17 protein-coding genes are annotated in these 18419 nt (G+C 46.0%); 15 read left to right on the top strand and 2 right to left on the bottom strand.

Features of this window, described 5'->3' with window-relative positions; genetic code table 11:
• Positions 1 to 42: 42 nt before the first annotated feature.
• The 9 genes from Q1B47_RS05405 to Q1B47_RS05365 all read left to right on the top strand — a co-directional run bounded on the left by Q1B47_RS05405 (position 43) and on the right by Q1B47_RS05365 (position 9583).
• Positions 43 to 1257 carry an IscS subfamily cysteine desulfurase gene (locus tag Q1B47_RS05405; RefSeq protein ID WP_299789755.1) on the top strand — a complete coding sequence of 405 codons (1215 nt, stop codon included), beginning with the start codon at positions 43 to 45 and terminating at the stop codon, positions 1255 to 1257.
• 36 nt (positions 1258 to 1293) lie between these two features.
• Positions 1294 to 1677, top strand: coding sequence for a Fe-S cluster assembly scaffold IscU (gene iscU, locus Q1B47_RS05400; RefSeq protein ID WP_299789752.1), 384 nt, complete (start codon positions 1294 to 1296; stop codon positions 1675 to 1677).
• 14 nt (positions 1678 to 1691) lie between these two features.
• Positions 1692 to 2015 carry an iron-sulfur cluster assembly protein IscA gene (iscA, locus tag Q1B47_RS05395; protein WP_299789749.1) on the top strand — a complete coding sequence of 108 codons (324 nt, stop codon included), beginning with the start codon at positions 1692 to 1694 and terminating at the stop codon, positions 2013 to 2015.
• 19 nt (positions 2016 to 2034) lie between these two features.
• A complete protein-coding gene (gene hscB, locus Q1B47_RS05390; RefSeq protein WP_299789746.1) occupies positions 2035 to 2559 on the top strand; it encodes a co-chaperone HscB in 525 nt (174 codons plus the stop codon).
• Between the two features lie 75 nt (positions 2560 to 2634).
• A complete protein-coding gene (gene hscA, locus Q1B47_RS05385; protein WP_299789743.1) occupies positions 2635 to 4497 on the top strand; it encodes a Fe-S protein assembly chaperone HscA in 1863 nt (620 codons plus the stop codon).
• A 17-nt stretch (positions 4498 to 4514) separates the two neighbouring features.
• Positions 4515 to 4853: an ISC system 2Fe-2S type ferredoxin gene (gene fdx, locus Q1B47_RS05380; RefSeq protein WP_299789740.1), complete on the top strand. Its 339-nt coding sequence runs from the start codon at positions 4515 to 4517 to the stop codon at positions 4851 to 4853.
• Between the two features lie 194 nt (positions 4854 to 5047).
• Positions 5048 to 5245: a Fe-S cluster assembly protein IscX gene (gene iscX, locus Q1B47_RS05375; protein WP_299789736.1), complete on the top strand. Its 198-nt coding sequence runs from the start codon at positions 5048 to 5050 to the stop codon at positions 5243 to 5245.
• Between the two features lie 287 nt (positions 5246 to 5532).
• Positions 5533 to 5964: a nucleoside-diphosphate kinase gene (ndk, locus tag Q1B47_RS05370; protein ID WP_012143199.1), complete on the top strand. Its 432-nt coding sequence runs from the start codon at positions 5533 to 5535 to the stop codon at positions 5962 to 5964.
• 916 nt (positions 5965 to 6880) lie between these two features.
• Positions 6881 to 9583, top strand: coding sequence for a TonB-dependent receptor (locus tag Q1B47_RS05365; protein WP_299789729.1), 2703 nt, complete (start codon positions 6881 to 6883; stop codon positions 9581 to 9583).
• 77 nt (positions 9584 to 9660) lie between these two features.
• Here Q1B47_RS05365 and Q1B47_RS05360 read toward each other — a convergent pair whose 3' ends face one another.
• Both Q1B47_RS05360 and dusC read right to left on the bottom strand, forming a co-directional pair.
• A complete protein-coding gene (locus Q1B47_RS05360) occupies positions 9661 to 10017 on the bottom strand; it encodes a TraR/DksA C4-type zinc finger protein (protein ID WP_299789727.1) in 357 nt (118 codons plus the stop codon).
• Positions 10018 to 10235: 218 nt separating this feature from the next.
• Positions 10236 to 11162, bottom strand: coding sequence for a tRNA dihydrouridine(16) synthase DusC (dusC, locus tag Q1B47_RS05355; protein ID WP_299789725.1), 927 nt, complete (start codon positions 11160 to 11162; stop codon positions 10236 to 10238).
• Positions 11163 to 11547: 385 nt separating this feature from the next.
• On the opposite strand from dusC, the gene Q1B47_RS05350 reads away from it, so the two are divergent.
• The 6 genes from Q1B47_RS05350 to dnaX all read left to right on the top strand — a co-directional run bounded on the left by Q1B47_RS05350 (position 11548) and on the right by dnaX (position 18335).
• Positions 11548 to 12051: a hypothetical protein gene (locus tag Q1B47_RS05350; RefSeq protein WP_299789723.1), complete on the top strand. Its 504-nt coding sequence runs from the start codon at positions 11548 to 11550 to the stop codon at positions 12049 to 12051.
• Positions 12052 to 12193: 142 nt separating this feature from the next.
• Positions 12194 to 13030 (top strand): DUF692 domain-containing protein, encoded by an 837-nt coding sequence (locus tag Q1B47_RS05345; protein WP_299789721.1) that lies wholly within the window; start codon positions 12194 to 12196, stop codon positions 13028 to 13030.
• Positions 13030 to 13773, top strand: coding sequence for a putative DNA-binding domain-containing protein (locus Q1B47_RS05340; RefSeq protein ID WP_299789719.1), 744 nt, complete (start codon positions 13030 to 13032; stop codon positions 13771 to 13773). The genes Q1B47_RS05345 and Q1B47_RS05340 overlap by 1 nt, the downstream gene beginning before the upstream one ends.
• Positions 13774 to 14227: 454 nt before the next feature.
• Complete coding sequence (locus tag Q1B47_RS05335) at positions 14228 to 14596, top strand: YbaN family protein (protein WP_299789718.1); 369 nt, start codon at positions 14228 to 14230, stop codon at positions 14594 to 14596.
• 219 nt (positions 14597 to 14815) lie between these two features.
• The gene (gene apt, locus Q1B47_RS05330; protein ID WP_299789902.1) at positions 14816 to 15367 is read left to right on the top strand and encodes an adenine phosphoribosyltransferase; all 552 of its coding nucleotides are present in this window, start codon (positions 14816 to 14818) and stop codon (positions 15365 to 15367) included.
• Positions 15368 to 15476: 109 nt separating this feature from the next.
• A complete protein-coding gene (gene dnaX / locus Q1B47_RS05325; protein WP_299789716.1) occupies positions 15477 to 18335 on the top strand; it encodes a DNA polymerase III subunit gamma/tau in 2859 nt (952 codons plus the stop codon).
• Positions 18336 to 18419 lie beyond the last annotated feature (84 nt).

The raw sequence follows: 18419 nt of genomic DNA, 5'->3' as shown, positions 1-18419 counted from the left end.
CTTTGCTGAGTCCTTTCATGGGCTGTAAGTACGGAGTGTGTGATGAAGCTTCCTATCTATTTAGATTATGCTGCGACAACGCCGGTTGACCCTCGTGTTGCAGAAAAAATGATGCAGTGCATGACTATGGACGGCATATTTGGTAACCCGGCGTCTCGTTCTCACCGTTATGGTTGGCAAGCCGAAGAGGCAGTCGATATTGCCCGTAATCAAGTTGCAGACCTGATCAACGCCGATCCGCGAGAAATTGTTTTTACTTCGGGTGCAACTGAATCAGACAACTTGGCTATTAAAGGTGTGGCTCATTTCTACCATAAGAAAGGCAAGCACATCATCACCAGTAAGACTGAACATAAAGCTGTTCTCGACACTTGTCGCCAGCTTGAGCGTGAGGGTTTCGAAGTCACCTACCTTGCCCCAGAGTCTAATGGTCTAATCCCGCTTGAGACAATCGAAGCTGCGATGCGTGAAGATACGATTCTTGTGAGCATCATGCATGTGAATAATGAGATCGGTGTTATTCATGATATCGCTGCTATCGGTGACTTATGCCGTAGTAAGAAGATCGTTTTCCATGTGGATGCCGCGCAGAGCGCAGGTAAGCTGCCTATCGATGTTCAGTCAATGAAAGTCGACCTGATCTCCATCTCTGCTCACAAGATGTATGGCCCTAAAGGTATCGGAGCACTCTATGTGCGCCGTAAACCACGTATCCGTCTTGAGGCAACCATGCATGGTGGAGGCCATGAGCGTGGTATGCGCAGTGGTACACTCGCCACTCACCAAATTGTGGGTATGGGTGAAGCCGCCGCGATAGCCAAAGCTGAGATGACAACTGACAATGCACGTATTCGCAAGTTAAGAGACAGATTGTGGAATGGTGTTAAAGGCATTGAAGAAACCTACATCAATGGTGACTTCGAGCAGAGCTACTGCGGTAGCCTTAACGTCAGCTTTAACTTCGTCGAAGGTGAGTCATTGATGATGGCGCTTAAAGACCTCGCCGTATCATCAGGCTCGGCATGTACATCCGCAAGTTTAGAACCAAGCTATGTGCTCAGAGCACTGGGTTTGAATGATGAGATGGCACATAGCTCAATTCGTTTCTCTATCGGTCGTTTTACGACTGAAGAGGAGATCGATCATGCAATTGAGACTATTAACAAGTCTATTGGCGACTTACGGGAGATGTCTCCACTTTGGGAGATGTTTCAAGATGGTGTAGATCTGGACAAGGTTCAGTGGGCTCACCATTAATCCGGTTAAAACGAATATAGAGATTGGAGCAGTACCATGGCTTACAGCGAAAAAGTACTAGAACATTATGAGAACCCCAGAAACGTAGGTTCTTTCGATAAAAATGATCCGTCGGTCGTGACCGGTATGGTCGGTGCACCAGCGTGTGGTGATGTGATGAAGCTACAGCTGAAGATCGATGACGATGGTCTGATTGAAGATGCTAAGTTTAAAACTTATGGTTGCGGAAGCGCAATCGCATCTAGCTCTCTGGTAACCGAATGGGTTAAAGGGAAAACGATTGAAGAAGCTGCAGCGATTAAGAATACCGATATTGCTGAAGAACTAGCATTGCCTCCGGTAAAAATCCATTGCTCAATTTTGGCTGAAGATGCAATCAAGGCTGCAATCGACGATTATAAGTCAAAGCAAACTAAGTAATTTCCGGAGTTAAGATGGCTATAACAATGACTCCCGCGGCTGCAGAACGTGTAAAAAGCTTTCTCGAGAGTCGCGGCAAGGGGATTGGATTGCGCTTGGGGCTCAAGACGTCAGGATGCTCTGGTATGGCATATATACTAGAGTTTGTTGATGAGTTGAACGATGATGATGAAGTTTATGAGATAGGCGATGTAAAAATTATCATTGATGCCAAGAGCTTCATCTACCTCCAGGGTATCGAGCTCGACTTCGTAAAAGAGGGGCTCAATGAAGGCTTTCAGTTTAACAACCCTAATGCAAAAGGGGAGTGTGGCTGTGGTGAGAGTTTCACAGTCTAACCGTCAAAAGAATTGATTCATGAACTATTTTGAGCTGTTTAGTTTTACGCCTTCCTACGAAATAGACACCGCCTTACTTGCAGAGCGCTATCGCGAACTGCAAAGGGCGGTTCATCCCGATAAGTTTGCTAACTCCAGTGAGCAAGATAAACGTATTGCCGTCCAACGTACTGCACAGATTAACGACGGCTTCTCGACGTTGAAAAATCCAATAACAAGAGCCGAGCATATTCTTGTTTTGAATGGGTTTGATCTTCTACACGAGGCAACGACTGTCAAAGATACTCATTTTTTGATGCAGCAGATGGAGTGGAGAGAGGCCCTGGAGGATATCGCCCACAGTAGCGAACCTGATGAGTTGATCGCCGAGCTACACGAATCATTTTCAGTTTACGCTAGAGAGATTGAGCAGAATTTAGCTCAGTTGCTTCAAAGCGACGCTGAAGAGGAGCAGTCTGAAGCTGCGGATCTTATTCGAAAATTGAAGTTTATGGCAAAATTACAGATCGAACTTGAACGTGCGGAAGATGTTCTGTTTGATTAGTCATATTTTTCAGTTTGTAAATTATATTTGATTAGCTTTTGCACCATATTGGCTAATACATAAGTTGGAATTTTTATGGCCCTATTGCAAATTGCAGAACCTGGACAGACTGCAGCGCCTCATCAACACAGATTAGCTGTCGGTATAGACTTAGGCACCACAAACTCGCTGGTTGCTGCGGTGCGCAGCGGTGTCGCTAACACCTTGCCGGATGAGAACGCTCAACACTCATTGCCTTCAATCGTTCGTTATACAGAGGCCGGCATCGAAGCGGGTTTTGAGGCTGAGGCCCACTCAGCCAAAGACCCCCATAATACTATCGTGTCTGTGAAACGCTTTATGGGCCGAAGTCTTGCTGATATACAATCGGGTATACAAGATCTTCCCTACCGTTTTAAAGCCAGTGAGAATGGCTTACCTCTGTTTGTTACCGAGCAGGGCAACGTTAATCCGGTTCAGGTGTCTGCCGAGATATTAAGGCCTTTAATCGCAAGGGCTGAAAGTACATTGGGTGGCGATCTGGAAGGCATTGTTATCACTGTTCCAGCGTATTTCGATGATGCTCAGCGTCAAGGGACTAAAGATGCAGCAGCCCTACTTGGTGTAAAAGTATTACGTTTATTGAATGAACCGACGGCTGCAGCGATCGCTTACGGGCTTGACTCCGGGCAGGAGGGCGTTATCGCCATCTATGACCTTGGGGGCGGCACGTTTGATATCTCAATTTTGAGGCTCCATAAAGGGGTATTCGAAGTGCTGGCAACCGGCGGTGATTCGGCGCTGGGCGGCGATGATTTTGATCACCTATTGCATCATCACCTTCTGAAAGTGTGGCAGCTCGATGAGCCTTCAGCCTCTGTAAGTCGCCAGCTACTGATCGAAGCCAGAAGAGTCAAGGAAGCGTTAACCGGTGGAAGTGAGGTTACGGCAACTCTGCAGTTAGAGGATGGAACCGAGCTCAATCAGGTTGTCACCAAAGCTGAGTTCGATTCTCTTATTGCCGGACTGGTCAAGAAGACGGTCGCGAGTTGTCGCCGTGCCCTTCGAGATGCCGGTATCAAAGCCGATGAAGTACTGGAGACAGTACTAGTTGGTGGCTCGACACGGGTACCACTGGTCAGAGAGATGGTTGAAGGCTTCTTTGGCAAAGCGCCACTGACCTCTATCGATCCAGATAGAGTTGTGGCTATAGGCGCCGCTATTCAGGCTGACATCTTGGTTGGAAACAAGCCTGAATCAGATCTGTTACTGCTCGATGTTCTTCCCCTATCACTGGGGATCGAGACCATGGGGGGTTTAGTCGAAAAAGTCGTTTCCCGGAATACGACTATTCCTGTGGCTAAAGCGCAAGAGTTTACTACCTTTAAAGATGGCCAAACTGCGATGGCATTTCATGTCGTTCAGGGGGAACGTGAACTCGTTGATGATTGCCGTTCCCTTGCACGGTTTACCCTCAAAGGGATCCCCCCATTGGCTGCGGGTGCCGCACATATTCGAGTGACTTTCCAGGTCGATGCCGATGGGTTATTGAGTGTAACGGCGATGGAGAAGTCCACCGGCGTACAATCCAGTATTCAGGTTAAGCCCTCGTTTGGTTTAACCGATGAAGAGATCGGGTCTATGTTGAAAGATTCGATGGCGCATGCAAAGGAAGATATCACTCGTCGTATGCTTGCAGAGCAGCAAGTTGAAGCGGCAAGGGTGCTGGAGACGTTAAGTGCCGCCTTAGCGAAGGATGGTGAGCTGTTAACGGCTGACGAACGCAATGCGATTGAACAGAGCATGGCTGTGTTGGTTGAAGTCGGCGCTCTGGACGATGCCGATGCGATAGAGAAAGCCATCGAAGCATTAGATGCTAGCACGCAGGACTTTGCGGCTAAGCGTATGGATAATTCAATTAAGCTGGCTCTCAAAGGCCAGTCAGTTGACAGTATTTAGATTAAATAGGTAACCCAATGCCGCAAATTGTATTTTTACCCCATGAAGAGTTGTGCCCCGATGGGGCCGTTATTGAAGCCAATGAAGGTGAAACGGTTTTAGATGTTGCTCTGAAAAATGGCATTCATATTGAGCATGCTTGTGAGAAAGTTTGTGCATGTACTACCTGTCATGTTGTGATTCGCGAAGGGTTCGATGAACTCGAGGAGAGCGACGAGCTGGAAGACGACATGTTGGATAAGGCATGGGGGCTGGAGCCTGAGAGTCGCCTTTCCTGTCAGACCAAAGTCCCTAACTGTGACTTAGTCGTCGATATTCCTAAGTACACTATCAACATGGTGAGTGAAGAGCACTAGTTGACAGCATTGAGTTTTAAAAGGGCAATAGCAATCTTATGTTATTGTCCTTTTTTTATTTTAGCTTGAGCAATTAATTACCCGACGCTGGAATGTTGAATATATGCTCAGCGATCACATCTTTATAGCGATTGGTATTCGTCTGCTAAGAAGCTGTCTATACTTTTACTAAATACAGAAAGCTGGAGGTTAGTATGCCATTAAAATGGATAGACTCACTGGATATTGCTTTGGATCTATTAGAGAAATATCCGGAGGTGGATCCTGAAACGATCCGCTTTACCGACCTTAGGGAGTGGATATTAGAGCTTGAAGCGTTTGATGACGATCCTGCTCACTGCAATGAGCGTATCTTAGAGGCCGTACAAGCCTGCTGGATTGCCGAAAGTTGAATGATAAGTCCGATACCAGTTTAACGGAAGATAGCGAGCCTACCTTACAGTTTGCTCTGCTCCCTGTGACACACCTTGTTTGTTGTCAGGGAGCCTTAGGTCAATGATCGTGTTATTTTTGAGCTCTGCCGGTTGTTTTTTGAGTGAAATGTGTCTTCGCTCCGCTTGCTCCGGTTCACTCTTTGATGTATGTCTCACAGCTTCAACTTTAAAGGTAGGATTTCCCCGATAAATCTCGTATAATCCGCGCAAATTAAAAAACCTGTTTATAAAAAAGGAAGCTAGACATGGCTATCGAACGTACTTTTTCTATCATCAAGCCTGATGCAGTTGCTAAAAACCACATTGGTGCTATCTACAACCGTTTTGAAACTGCTGGCCTGAAAATCATCGCTTCTAAAATGCTTCACCTGAGCAAAGAGCAAGCTGAAGGTTTCTACGCTGAGCATAGCGAGCGTCCTTTCTTCGGTGCACTGGTTGAGTTCATGACTTCTGGCCCTATCTGTGTTCAGGTTCTTGAAGGTGAGAATGCTGTTCTTGCAAACCGTGAAATCATGGGCGCTACTAACCCGGCTGAAGCTGCACGTGGTACTATCCGTAGTGATTTCGCTGACAGCATCGATGAGAATGCGGTTCACGGCTCAGATGCAGTTGCTTCTGCCGAGCGTGAGATTGCTTATTTCTTCAGCACTGAAGAGTTATGCCCGCGCACTCGTTAATTCGAATGTTGTGAGAAAAAAGAAGCCGAATGGCTTCTTTTTTTTGCCTGCCGACAGGGGAGTGACTCCTTTTATTGTTATTTTTGAGTTTGTGTATGGCAACCGTTGCAGTTGTCAGCCTCTGTTACGGTTTCATAATTAATCTCAATATCAGCCTATCTTCTCTCCATTTGAGTCAAGTAGACAGGTAGGGCTGGTTTGCTCCCCCAAAGATTTATTTAAGTTCCCGATTATCGCTTGGAAAGCCAATCTCCGACTCCGGTAATACCTCGAGTCACTGATTCGGTGAAAAGTCGTCTTAATAAATTGGCTGTCAGCAGCCATCACATCCTCTCGAAAGAGAAGGGGTGAACATAAGCTGTGAACAATGATTTTGTATCACCTGTTAATAAGTCGTTAACCGCCTTCCTGCTTCGAACTGTTGCCGCTGTTCAGTTTTTATTCTTTATTTTGAACAATACCTGTTTATTTATATTTGGTTTTGGTTGTCTAAGCATATTATATTTTGCCCATTCCTTTTTATTGGTTGGGAATTAAATATATTGACTGTGTTTGATAAAGATTTTTGATTAACCTTTGTCATACAGGTGTATCTATTTGTAATCGTTGTTCCAATCAATGTTTTTCACGTTGTATATTCGTTCATCTTTTTTTGTGTTGCTGTCTAAATGATTGTTTCTAAGTTGGTTTTCATTCTGGCTTGTGATTTATTGTTTTGTTGATTTATGTTTGTTTGTATCAAATGTTTTCACTAAGGTTATTTAATTGTGACACCTGTTGACTTAATTGCTCTGTTTAAACAGTATTTAAATGGAGTTGGTTAACTTTTGGTTTGAATATCAATAAAAATAAAATAATAACTATTAATTAATTGTTGCTCACTTGAATTTAGAGTGTCGATAATAAGGGAGGAAATATGAACACTTTGACCTTAACAGCAAAAGCCGTACGCACCAGTCTCATCGCAGCAGCCGCAACCAGTGTTGCGTTTTCTGGTTTTGCGTTTGCTGAAGAGCAGAGCGATAGTGCTAAAGTTGAAAGAATTGAAGTCACCGGTTCTCGAATTAAGCAGGTCGATATGGAGACCTCATCTCCTGTTACCGTGCTCAGTGCTGCAGATATTGCACTGACCGGTGAAAAGACCGTCGCAGATGTGTTGAACAACTCATCAATTAACGCCTTTGGTTCATGGCGTGGAACTTCGGGTTATGGCTCTGGAGCGAGTGCTACATCGACTGTAAATATGCGCGGTTTGGGCTCGCAGGCTACACTTGTTCTGCTCGATGGTCGTCGCATGCCGGGTACCTCTTCAAGTTCAGGTGCAACAGCCGATACATCTCAAATCCCAATCGCTATTGTTGAGCGTATCGAGATTCTACGTGACGGTGCTTCTGCGGTTTATGGTTCAGATGCGGTTGCCGGTGTGATTAACATTATTACCAAGAAAGAGTTTGATGGTTTCCAGTTAGACTATAGCCTGGAGCAACCCTCTGTAGAGGGAGGCGACGCTAACCGTTTCTCTATCGCTACCGGTTTCAATACAGATAAAGGTAACGTGACATTTACCTATGAGTATTATGATACTAAAGCGGTAATGGATAGAGATATATGGAAGATGGATGATCCAACCTATGGTGATTACAGCTCATTTAGCTCGGTACCCAATGGATACTACAATACGGGTGAAAAGGATGCTGATGGTGATGATATCTACGCTTTCTATTCAAATTCTGATATGTGCGAGCAAACTCAAAACGTGTCTGATGGAACCGATGGCGAGAACAATGGGCGCTGCTTCTATAGTTATGGTGAAGTCACTAAATTATTCGGTGATATGACCCGAAACTCGTTTATGACCAACTTTAATTATGAGATCACCGATAATATCCAGTTCCGTGGCCGAGGTACCGCATCTTTGAGTGATACTGAGACTCGTTATGCGGGGACGCCGGTATCGACAAACTATCCGGTGATGAGTGCTGATAATACCTATAATCCGACCGGCGAAGATATGACGCTCTACATGCGCTCGGTACAGATCGGTGAACGAGACACCTTAACCGAGACCAATAGCTTTGACATATTGGGCGGTTTTGTTGGATTTGCCGATGTTGGTAATGGTATCGACTGGGAAATCAATGCGCAGCATGCCGCGTCAACAACAAATGCTTTCAATTATAATCTGATTAACGACAATATCATTCAAAGTGAATTGGATCGTGTAGATGAAGATGGCAACAACATCTATGATATCTTCAATACGTCTGGTATGAGCTATGCCGAGTGGGATCAACAGATGACCCAACTTTATGATGCGGCAAATCACACCGGGGTATATCAGGGTAAATTTGATAGTACTCAGATCGATGGCCTTGCCAGTACCCTTCTCTATGAAGAGGGTGACTTCTCTGTCGCTATCGTTGGTGGTCTTGAATATGAGATGATCAACTTTAAACAAACATCTGACCCTGAGTCGGCTTCCGGCATCATCTCTGGTGGCTCCGGTGGTGATGATGTAGATGCTGAGCGCACTCGTAAGTCGGCTTACACCGAAGTGCAGATGGCTTTACCAGCTAACTTTGAGGTGTCTGCTGCGCTTCGTTATGAACGTTATGACCAGGAAGGTACCTTAACCGGGGCCGAAGGTCAGGTGACTAACTCTTCTACATTTGATGCAGTGGTGCCCAAGCTTGGGCTAAGTTGGCGTCCTGTCGATTCACTATTGCTTCGAGCAAGTTATGGCGACTCATTCCGTGCACCGAATATGGGCGAGATGTTCTCATCTCAGTCGCTGAGTTTCGAAAAGGCTTATGATTCGGTCTGGTGTGAAGCGAATAATGACTCGGATACAAATTACTGTGCGTCGGGTAATCAGCATAAGACCTGGTTTGGCGGTAACCCTGATCTGGAAGCGGAGGAGGGGAACTCTTTAACACTTGGTGGTGTGTGGAATGTCACCGATGCCTGGAGTCTTGAGCTATCTTACTACTCAATTACCTATGATAATAAGATCGAAGCGGTGGGTGCCGATGATGTGATCCGTGATGAGAAGATTAATGGCGGCTCAGATCTCGTTACTCGCGGTCCGGACGGTAAGATTGAGTATATTGAAAGTGGGTATATCAATATGTCTTCAGTCGAAACCTCAGGTTTTGATTTCGCGACCTCATATAACCTGGAAACTGATTTCGGTGATTTTAACCTGAAGCTTGATATGACTCATATTCTTGAGTTTAAAGAGCAGGCCGATGAAACGTCTGAGAAGATAGACCTTGCAGGTTTGCAGGATTACCCGGAGTGGCGTGGTAACTTTGCTGCCGCCTGGTATTACAATGACTTCAATGCTGCATGGACCACAGTTTATATCGGTAGTCAGTCAGGCGAATATTGGAGAGAGTTGGGATACGACTATATCGTAGATACACCACACTACTTCAAGCATAACTTCCAGGTAGGTTATACCCATGACTGGAATGGTACGGTCACCGTTGGTGTTAATAACCTCTTCGATGAAGAAGCACCAACCTGGTATGATTATGCCGGTTACCGTGATGTAAATACTGGTTTATATGATGTGTTAGGCCGTACTTTCTACTTGCGTATTAACCAGAAGTTCTAAGTCTACTTCAGACTGGATATAAAAAACCTCCGCAAGTCGGAGGTTTTTTTGAATCTTTAAACTGATATCAGGCTAGGTTAATGGGTCAGCCTAAGCTCTTGTCTATGTTCGTGCTCATGTTGTTCGGCACAATGTGAACATCTCTGCTCTATGGGGTCTTTTGCTAAACGTTCTGGCTCTATCTCACTTTCACAATCGGAGCACAAACCATAGAGACCTATATCCAACTGACAAATTGCTGCATCGAGTTTCGTCAATTTGAAAAATAGCGGATGATCACATAAGTTGGCTTTGGTCAGTACCTCTATGATTTCGCAAAGAGATGATGCTTCCGTGTCCAGGGATACCTGATTGATTTCGGCAAGCGCACCAATCTCTTTCCTGAGATGTGTTTCGAGCTGCGACAGTTCATGTCTGATATGGGATATGCTCACGAAAATATGCCTAGTTATTGACTTACAGACATTTAGTCTAAACAGGTGAGGCTGTGTGACTATGACTAAGATCAAAACTCAGTCATATTTTCTCCATGAAAATCCCTTAACGGAACAGATCTGACCTCTGAAGTTGGGATAAATTGTCCTATATCAAAGAAGAGCTTGGGTATGCTGCAGCCTGAATGCCGCTTTCACTCACTGTATGATTCTTATACTTAACTCTTCAGTAACGATAAAATGTCGGCTGTTTGTTTCATGACCCTAAGCTGTCTGAACAGGAGCTCGGCTTCATCATATTGATGGACGATAAACCTCAGCCACTGTTTTATTCGTGCCGGATAATACTTCTCCTTTGCACTGACGATCTCATATTCAGAGTATTGAATCAGCAGTTGCTTTACTTCACTCCAGGGCATCTTATTTTGTGTCCCTTTTATTACATGGGCCAGGTTGGGAACGGCCAATGCTCCACGGCCCACCATCACATCACTGCAACCACTGACTGTACGGCACCTTTGGTAGTCATCTCTGTTCCAAACCTCGCCGTTGGCGATGACAGGAATAGAGATAGCTTCTCTGATCTGATGAATATACTCCCAATGAGCCGGGGGCCTGTATCCCTCCTCTTTAGTACGGGCGTGTACTGTAAGCTCGGTGGCACCGGCTGCTTCAATAGCCTGAGCAATCTCGACACATCGACTCTTATCATCCCAGCCTAACCTTATCTTAGCCGATACGGGGTGGGTATCAGTTACTGCGTCCCTAACCGTATGGGTTACACGATAGATGGTATCAGGCTCTTTTAGCAAAGCTGCCCCGCCATTACTGCGGTTGACCATAGGAGCAGGGCAACCAAAATTAATGTCGACGCCACGAGAACCCAGCTCAACCGCGCGAAGGGCATTTTCAGCCATCCAGTTAGGATGTTGCCCCAATAGTTGCAGTCGAACAGGTGTTCCAGCCTTGGTCTGACTATTGTTAGCCAATTCGGCACATAATCGATGAAAGACCTTCTCAGGTAGCAGTTGATCGACGACGCGAATAAATTCACTGATGACCAGATCGTATCCACCGACACTGGTGAGTAGCGATCGCATCGGTGCATCGGCCACCCCTTCCATCGGAGCAAGTATTACGCGCATTATGTGACTCTTTCTATGATTAACAATTCTATGAAGGGCGTTGCCCGTTGTCTGTCGGTATTCCCGCTGCGGCTATAAATAGGCCTGCTAGACAAGGACACCGAAACGTCACGCTCCCACAAACGGGCGAGCATTCTACCCCAAGCGTGCCGGCGATACAAAACTTGACTATAAAGAGGTAGAACTCGGGATTTTTTCTCTTAAAGCGATGGTTAGTTAGGCAAAATCCTGAGGTTGCGTTTATGCTAATAGTTCGCCGTAAGTGTGACCGGGGTAAAATTTTTGCAATAAATTTGTTGTGCGTCGGGTCTATTAGTGCGAGCCAGCTAACAACATTGTGGTTGGTAACCTAAATCTAATATTTTTAATCTGAAAGGAAGACATTATGAATTTAGTTAAAAAAACCGCTGTCGCTGCAGCCTTAGGCACTGTTGTTATCGGTTCTGCATTTGCTGCTGAGGTGCAAGCTAACCCATTCGGATACAGCCAGATGGAAGCGGGTTACCAGCTTGTTGATGGTGAAGGCAAGTGTGGTGGCGATATGAAGAAAGGCAAAGAAGGCAAGTGTGGTGAAGGTAAGTGCGGCGAAGGGATGAAGAAAGGCAAGGAGGGCAAGTGTGGTGAAGGAAAATGCGGCGAAGGGATGAAGAAAGGCAAGGAAGGAAAGTGTGGTGAAGGAAAATGCGGCGAAGGGATGAAGAAAGGCAAGGAGGGCAAGTGTGGTGAAGGCAAGTGCGGCGAAGGGATGAAGAAAGGCAAGGAAGGCAAGTGTGGTGAAGGCAAGTGCGGCGAAGGGATGAAGAAAGGTAAGGAAGGTAAGTGCGGTGAAGGGATGAAGAAAGGTAAGGAAGGCAAGTGTGGCGAAGGTAAATGTGGTGGAGGCAAGTAAGCCCGACTAAAAATAGCTCACTTAGTGTTACCACCTCAACCTTTGGTGCGTATCGGTGACGCTTATTGGTGTTTTTAAGGCCGGTATTTACTGGCCTTAATAATTTTTGTTATGGATGAAGTAAGCGCAGTGGGGAGTCGTTATGAGTGAGCAAGCCAGAGTCGGCCTCGGCCTTAGGCGTGAGATGTTAGATGAATTTTGTGAATCTATTCCGGAAGCGATCGATTTTTTCGAGGTGGCCCCCGAGAACTGGATGACTCTGGGAGGCAAGTTTGAGCGCCAGTTTAAACTGCTTGCAGAGAGAAAACCTTTTTATTGTCATGGCTTATCTCTATCAATCGGTGGACCGTTACCGATTGATGTTCAGTTTGTGAGAGATATAAAAGCCTTTATGGATCTGCATAATATTACAACTTATTCAGAGCATTTAAGTTATTGCTCCGGTAGCGGTCATATGTATGACCTTATGCCTATCCCCTTTACGCAAGAGGCGGTCAGACATGTTGTAAACAGAGTCAAGCTGGTTGAGGATATTCTTGAAAGGCCCTTGATACTCGAAAATGTCTCCTTCTATGCGGCCCCGGGAGCCGAGATGACCGAGCTTGAATTTATCGATGCGGTGCTAAGTGAAGCGGATTGTAAGTTGCTGCTTGATGTGAACAATATCTATGTCAATTCGATTAATCATAACTACGATGCGAGTCAATTTTTAAGGGCGATGCCAACCGAACGAATCGCATATCTGCATATTGCCGGTCACTTTGAGGAAGCAGAAGATCTGATCGTCGACACCCATGGGGCCGATATCATCTCCCCTGTGTGGCAGTTGCTCAGGGAGTGCTATGAAGTCCATGGGGTGTACCCAACATTACTGGAGAGAGATTTCAATATTCCTCCGACGTCGCTGTTATTGAATGAGATAGCGCAGATCCATCAATATCAACATGATGCCTCCGCTTTACTGTCGAGGAGCGCATAATGAGTTTTACTAAGGTCCAACAGTCGTTTATCGATTATATAAAAGAGCCATCTCGAAAACTGCCATCAGGTACGGACTCGAGACGGATGAAGATATACAGAGATCTGTTTTTTAATAACATGGAAAACTTTATCTCCACTGGATTTCCCGTTCTCAAGAGTCTCTATAGTGAGGAGGACTGGCGGGCGTTGATTCAGCAGTTCTTTGTTATTCATGATTGCCAGTCGCCAATTTTTGTCGAAATTGCCAATGAGTTTGTTACCTTTCTACAATCTGAATATCAGCCTAATGAGCAGGATCCCTCATTCTTACTGGAGCTCGCGCATTACGAGTATATGGAGTTGGTTGTTGCCATAGCCAGGGATAATCCACTTCAGACAGAGATTACCGGGAGCGTTTGCAGCGGTTCTCTTTGTCTGTCTGACACGGCTAAAGTTCTGCAGTATTCCTATGATGTATCACACATATCAGACTTGTATCGACCAGAAACTCCGGCTGAGACACCTCAGTATTTTTGCCTTTACCGTGATTGTGATGAAGAGGTTGTTTTTTTGCAGCTTAACCCGCTTACAGCACAGGTATTGGGTTACCTCTCCCAATCTGAAGGGGTTAACTTTGATGAGGTGATGGCCTGGTTGCAAGCCAATTACCCGGATATCGATGAGGCTACCTTGACCGATGGATGTCTGCAGATGCTTGAAGAGTTTGCAGGTAAGGGAGTCATCAAGGAGATTAAAGGGTAACTATAGGCGCGGAAACTTTGGATGGCGGCGACAGATATCACGGAAATATTGGAAATCTACTTTCTATCGGGCTGGCATCACTCTATAATGGCTCGAAAATTGATCTAGATCAATAAAAACACCGTTATCGTGAGTGAGGAAGTATGAGCCAGCCATTTAAAGATCCATTTAATTTTGTTTATTTCATTGGTTTTATTCTAGTTTTATTGATACCAACACTACCGGCCACATTATCTTGGTTAAAATTGACTAATTTACTCTAATTTATATCAGCGTTATTACTTAGTCCGGTTCTCAGTGTCAGGGATGACAATGAGCTCAAAATCTTCACCCTTGAGGTGAGAAAATGCTTCATCTTATCTGCTCCGCTACCCCGGCCATTGATTATAATTTGGGTATTCACTCATAACGCATTCGGGTATTATGTGGTTTCACCGGTGGATTGAGAAAAATAATGGCATTAAAGCGTGGGGCATATTTAATTTGTGGGTTATGTAGTTTAGCACTCGGTTTGCTCGGGATCCCCCTGCCCGTTTTACCTACAGTTCCCTTCATTCTTTTAGCTGCTTTTTGCTTTGCCCGTTCCAGCGAGACCTTACATAGGTGGTTAATGGCGCATCCCTGGTTTAGTGATGCGCTGAGCCACTGGGAAAGTGAGCGTGCCATTCGCAAAGGACTCAAAAGAAAAGCCTATATTGTCAGTGGGCTAAGTTTTGCGTTGAGTATCGCTCTCGTTCCTCTGGTTTGGGTTAAGTTTATGCTCCTTTTCTTTGCTATTGCGCTTGGGCTATTCCTCAGAAATATTCCTGAACTAGAGGATTGAGAACACCTTAGTTTTGATTTTTTGTGGGTGCTTTTCCTGTGCAAAAGCTTTAATTCATCCTCTGAAAATTTACTCATAAAATTTGTCAAAGTGTGACTTTATCCTGCCATTCTTGTTGGTATTAGCGAGAGAGTTTGTTGCAACTCATGTTAAAGCGGCTTAAGCTTTACCCCGATTTTTTTACAAGTCAGCTCTCAGAGCGGGCGAAACCAAAAGATGATATCGATGAATAACGACACCTTAGCAGTGATAAAACAGAGCATTAAAACCATTCCAGATTATCCGAAACCTGGGATCCTTTTCCGAGATGTGACAAGCTTGCTGGAAGATCATACCGCTTATAAGGCGACAATGGATATCTTGGTTGAGAAATATAAGGACCAAGGTTTCACAAAGGTTGTCGGTACCGAAGCGCGTGGTTTTCTGTTTGGTGCCCCTTTAGCTCTCGAACTGGGTCTGGGTTTTGTTCCCGTCCGTAAGCCTGGCAAGCTGCCGCGTGAGACGATTTCTGAAAGCTATGAGCTTGAATATGGGCACGATGTATTAGAGATGCATGTCGATGCCATCAATGAGAACGATAAAGTGTTGGTTATCGATGATCTATTGGCAACCGGTGGCACAATCGAAGCCACTGTTAAATTGATCAGAAAGCTGGGTGGTAAGGTAAACCACGCCGCATTTGTTATCTCTCTGCCGGATCTCGGTGGCGAGAAGCGCCTTCACGCGATGGATCTTGAGCTTGTTAAACTGTGTGAGTTTGACGGCGAATAATCATCCGTAAAAATGTTCCTCGGTAGCGAGTTTTTGCATGGCATGTTATTGTGCCAGTATCCGAGGAGCATGCTCCCGAAATTGATAAAATGACACTTTGGGGAGTTCCATGTCATATCAGGTGTTGGCCAGAAAATGGCGCCCTGCTACATTCGAGCAAATGGTTGGCCAGTCGCATGTTTTACATGCACTAACTAATGCTCTTTCTCAGCAAAGATTACACCATGCCTATCTTTTTTCAGGTACCCGTGGTGTTGGTAAAACCAGCTTAGCGCGCCTATTCGCGAAAGGTCTGAACTGTGAGAGAGGCGTGACAGCTTCTCCTTGCGGTCAATGTTCCAGTTGTGTGGAGATCTCCGAGGGACGCTTTGTCGATCTCATTGAGGTCGATGCAGCTTCGAGAACCAAGGTCGATGATACCCGTGAACTACTGGACAATGTTCAGTATCGTCCCAGCCGGGGGCGTTACAAGGTCTACCTGATCGACGAAGTCCATATGCTCTCCAGAAGCAGTTTTAATGCACTGTTAAAGACGCTCGAGGAGCCACCGGAGCATGTAAAGTTCCTGCTGGCAACAACAGATCCACAAAGGCTTCCGGTAACAGTACTGTCTCGCTGTCTGCAATTTAATTTAAAGAGCTTAACCCTTGATGAGATCGAACAGCAGCTAACTCATGTACTATCTCAGGAGCAGTTGAGTTTCGAACCTCAGGCTTTGAAACTGTTGGCTAAGTCAGCTAATGGTAGTATGCGTGATGCTTTGAGTCTTACCGATCAGGCGATAGCCTTTGGTGCGGGTGAAGTTAAGCTCTCTTTGGTGCAGACGATGCTGGGCAGTATCGATGAACAACATGTCATCGTCCTGCTCAGTGCGTTAATTAGGGGCGAAATCGAAAACCTGATGCAGGAGACGGCAAAGGTGCTCTCCTTTGGCGCAGACCCACTGGAACTCCTTCGAAGTTTGCTGGAGTTATTGCATCAAATCACCTTAAGCCAGTTCGCACCTGCTGCGGCCCAACTGTCAATTTACAGTGAACAGATCACCGCTTTCGCACAGCAGTTAAGTCCCGAGCAGGTTCAGCTCTATTACCAACTGTTACTGACCGGGCGTAAAGATCTTCCTCATGCTCCGGACCCTAAGTCGGGACTCGAGATGGCACTGTTAAGAGCGGTAGCATTTGTACCTGAGGTGCCGGTTAAACGCTGGGCGGTAGATAAGCCTGCAGATATCTCAATACCGGAAGTGAAACCGGCTTCTGAACATATGTCGGATAATTCAGGTGTTCATGCTTCACCTGAGTCCAGACCCGCAGAGTCTGCGCCGGAGCAGGCGGTGAAAGTTCCGCTGCCGGACGATTCGGCCCACATACAAAACACTGCTGCAGAGTTCGCTACACCAGCAGTTAAGAGTGAAAGTGAACTGCATGATGAGACCGCTGCGGTTGTTGATAAACAAGACGATGATTCTTTGGGTGACCCGGATTTACTTAACAGCTTAAACAGTGAACAGGCTCTGATATTGAGCCAGGCTGCCAGTCAGGGAATGGAGCAGGATCTTGCTGTTGCGCCTGGGGGAGAGCTCACTGCAAAGAAGGGTTCTGCTGCTTCCGAACCTGAATCTGAGTCGGACAGAGACACTAAAGTTTCGCCTGAGCTCAATGTCAGTGAAGTGCAAGCGGATAACTCCCATGTTGCCGATAATCCATCGGGTAATATTAGTGGCAGAGATATTCTGAAAACTGTGCCCGAGCCTGTTATGCCAAACTCTTATGAGACGCAGAAGGATCAGATGCCTGATGAATATTACGCCGCTCAGGCTGCACAACTGGATGCACAAGTCGACGGCTATGACGACTATCCCCAGTCGATGGATGATTACCTTCCTTTCGACTCTTTAGCTCAGGGGGCACCTGATACAAACGGCAGTGTGCCAGGGACTCAGCAGGTTCATAGTCAGAGCGGCGTCGACTCACCCTCGATCTCCGATGGTGGTGAAGACGATATTTTAGATGCTGTCTTGGCTGCACGAGACTCACTGTTAACAGAATTGGTTGAGAGTGAACCTAAGGAGAGTGGTGGAAAAAAGCCTGAAGCGGAACGTCAGAGCTTTGTGCCGCCAAGCAGAAAGCCTGCCACAGTTGTTGATGCTGAACAGCCTCAACGGGGCGAGCCGGACGGTAATGTTGGTGAGACAGGCTCTGCAGCGCAACCTCCTCAGGGCGATAACAGAGAAGTGACGGACAGTCAGCTCGAAGACCGACCGCCGTGGGAGGAACAGCCTCATCCGGCCTCATTAAAAGATGATTCTGAGGCTGAAACGAAGCGCTCGATTCAAGTCGATGATGGTGTTAGTAACGGCAGAGAGCCGCTGGAGGCCGATGTTGCTCATCAACACCCGGCGCAAGGTGATGCAACAAAGCTGGTTACCGAACCAAGTGGAGCCCTGGCCGATAGAACAGTGCTTAAGTCGGCTCAAGGTGTGGTATTGGGTTCGGGAGAGGTGACGGGTCATGATATCGATCTGAAGTGGTATCGTTTGATGTCGGCACTCGATGTCGGCGGGCGGGTCAGGCAGCTCGCGGTAAACTCTGTTTGTCATGACTTTGTTGTACCAATGCCATTGTTACTGAAGCCAAATCAAAAGCATCTGGCAGCAGATGTGGCCATAGTCCAGTTAGAGCAAGCCTTGAGCCGCGCTCTCGGTGAGGAGATGACCGTGACGATTGAAGTGGGGCTTGACGATGTGCGTGAAACTCCGCTGGAGATACGTCAACGCTTCCACAGAGAGCTGCTGAGCCAGGCGCATCAAGGAATGATGAGTGACAGCAATATTCAATGGCTAATGGAACAGATGGATGCAGAGTTTGAAAACGATAGCTTAAGCTATAATCCGGAGCTGTTGAGTTCAAAGGGAAATATCATTGAGCTTATCGATAAGTCGAACTTTAAGACATTAACTGAGTCATAACTTTATTCGACTTTAATTGATTCTCGGTATTATTTTAGTAAGATGGGCCGACTTTTATCGACCCTTAATTGAAGAGAAATAGAT

The sequence above is a fragment of the uncultured Shewanella sp. genome (assembly GCF_947501225.1).
Lineage (GTDB): Bacteria > Pseudomonadota > Gammaproteobacteria > Enterobacterales > Shewanellaceae > Shewanella.
The sequence above is the reverse complement of the archived record's forward strand: the minus strand, read 5'-3'. Positions and strand labels throughout refer to the sequence as shown.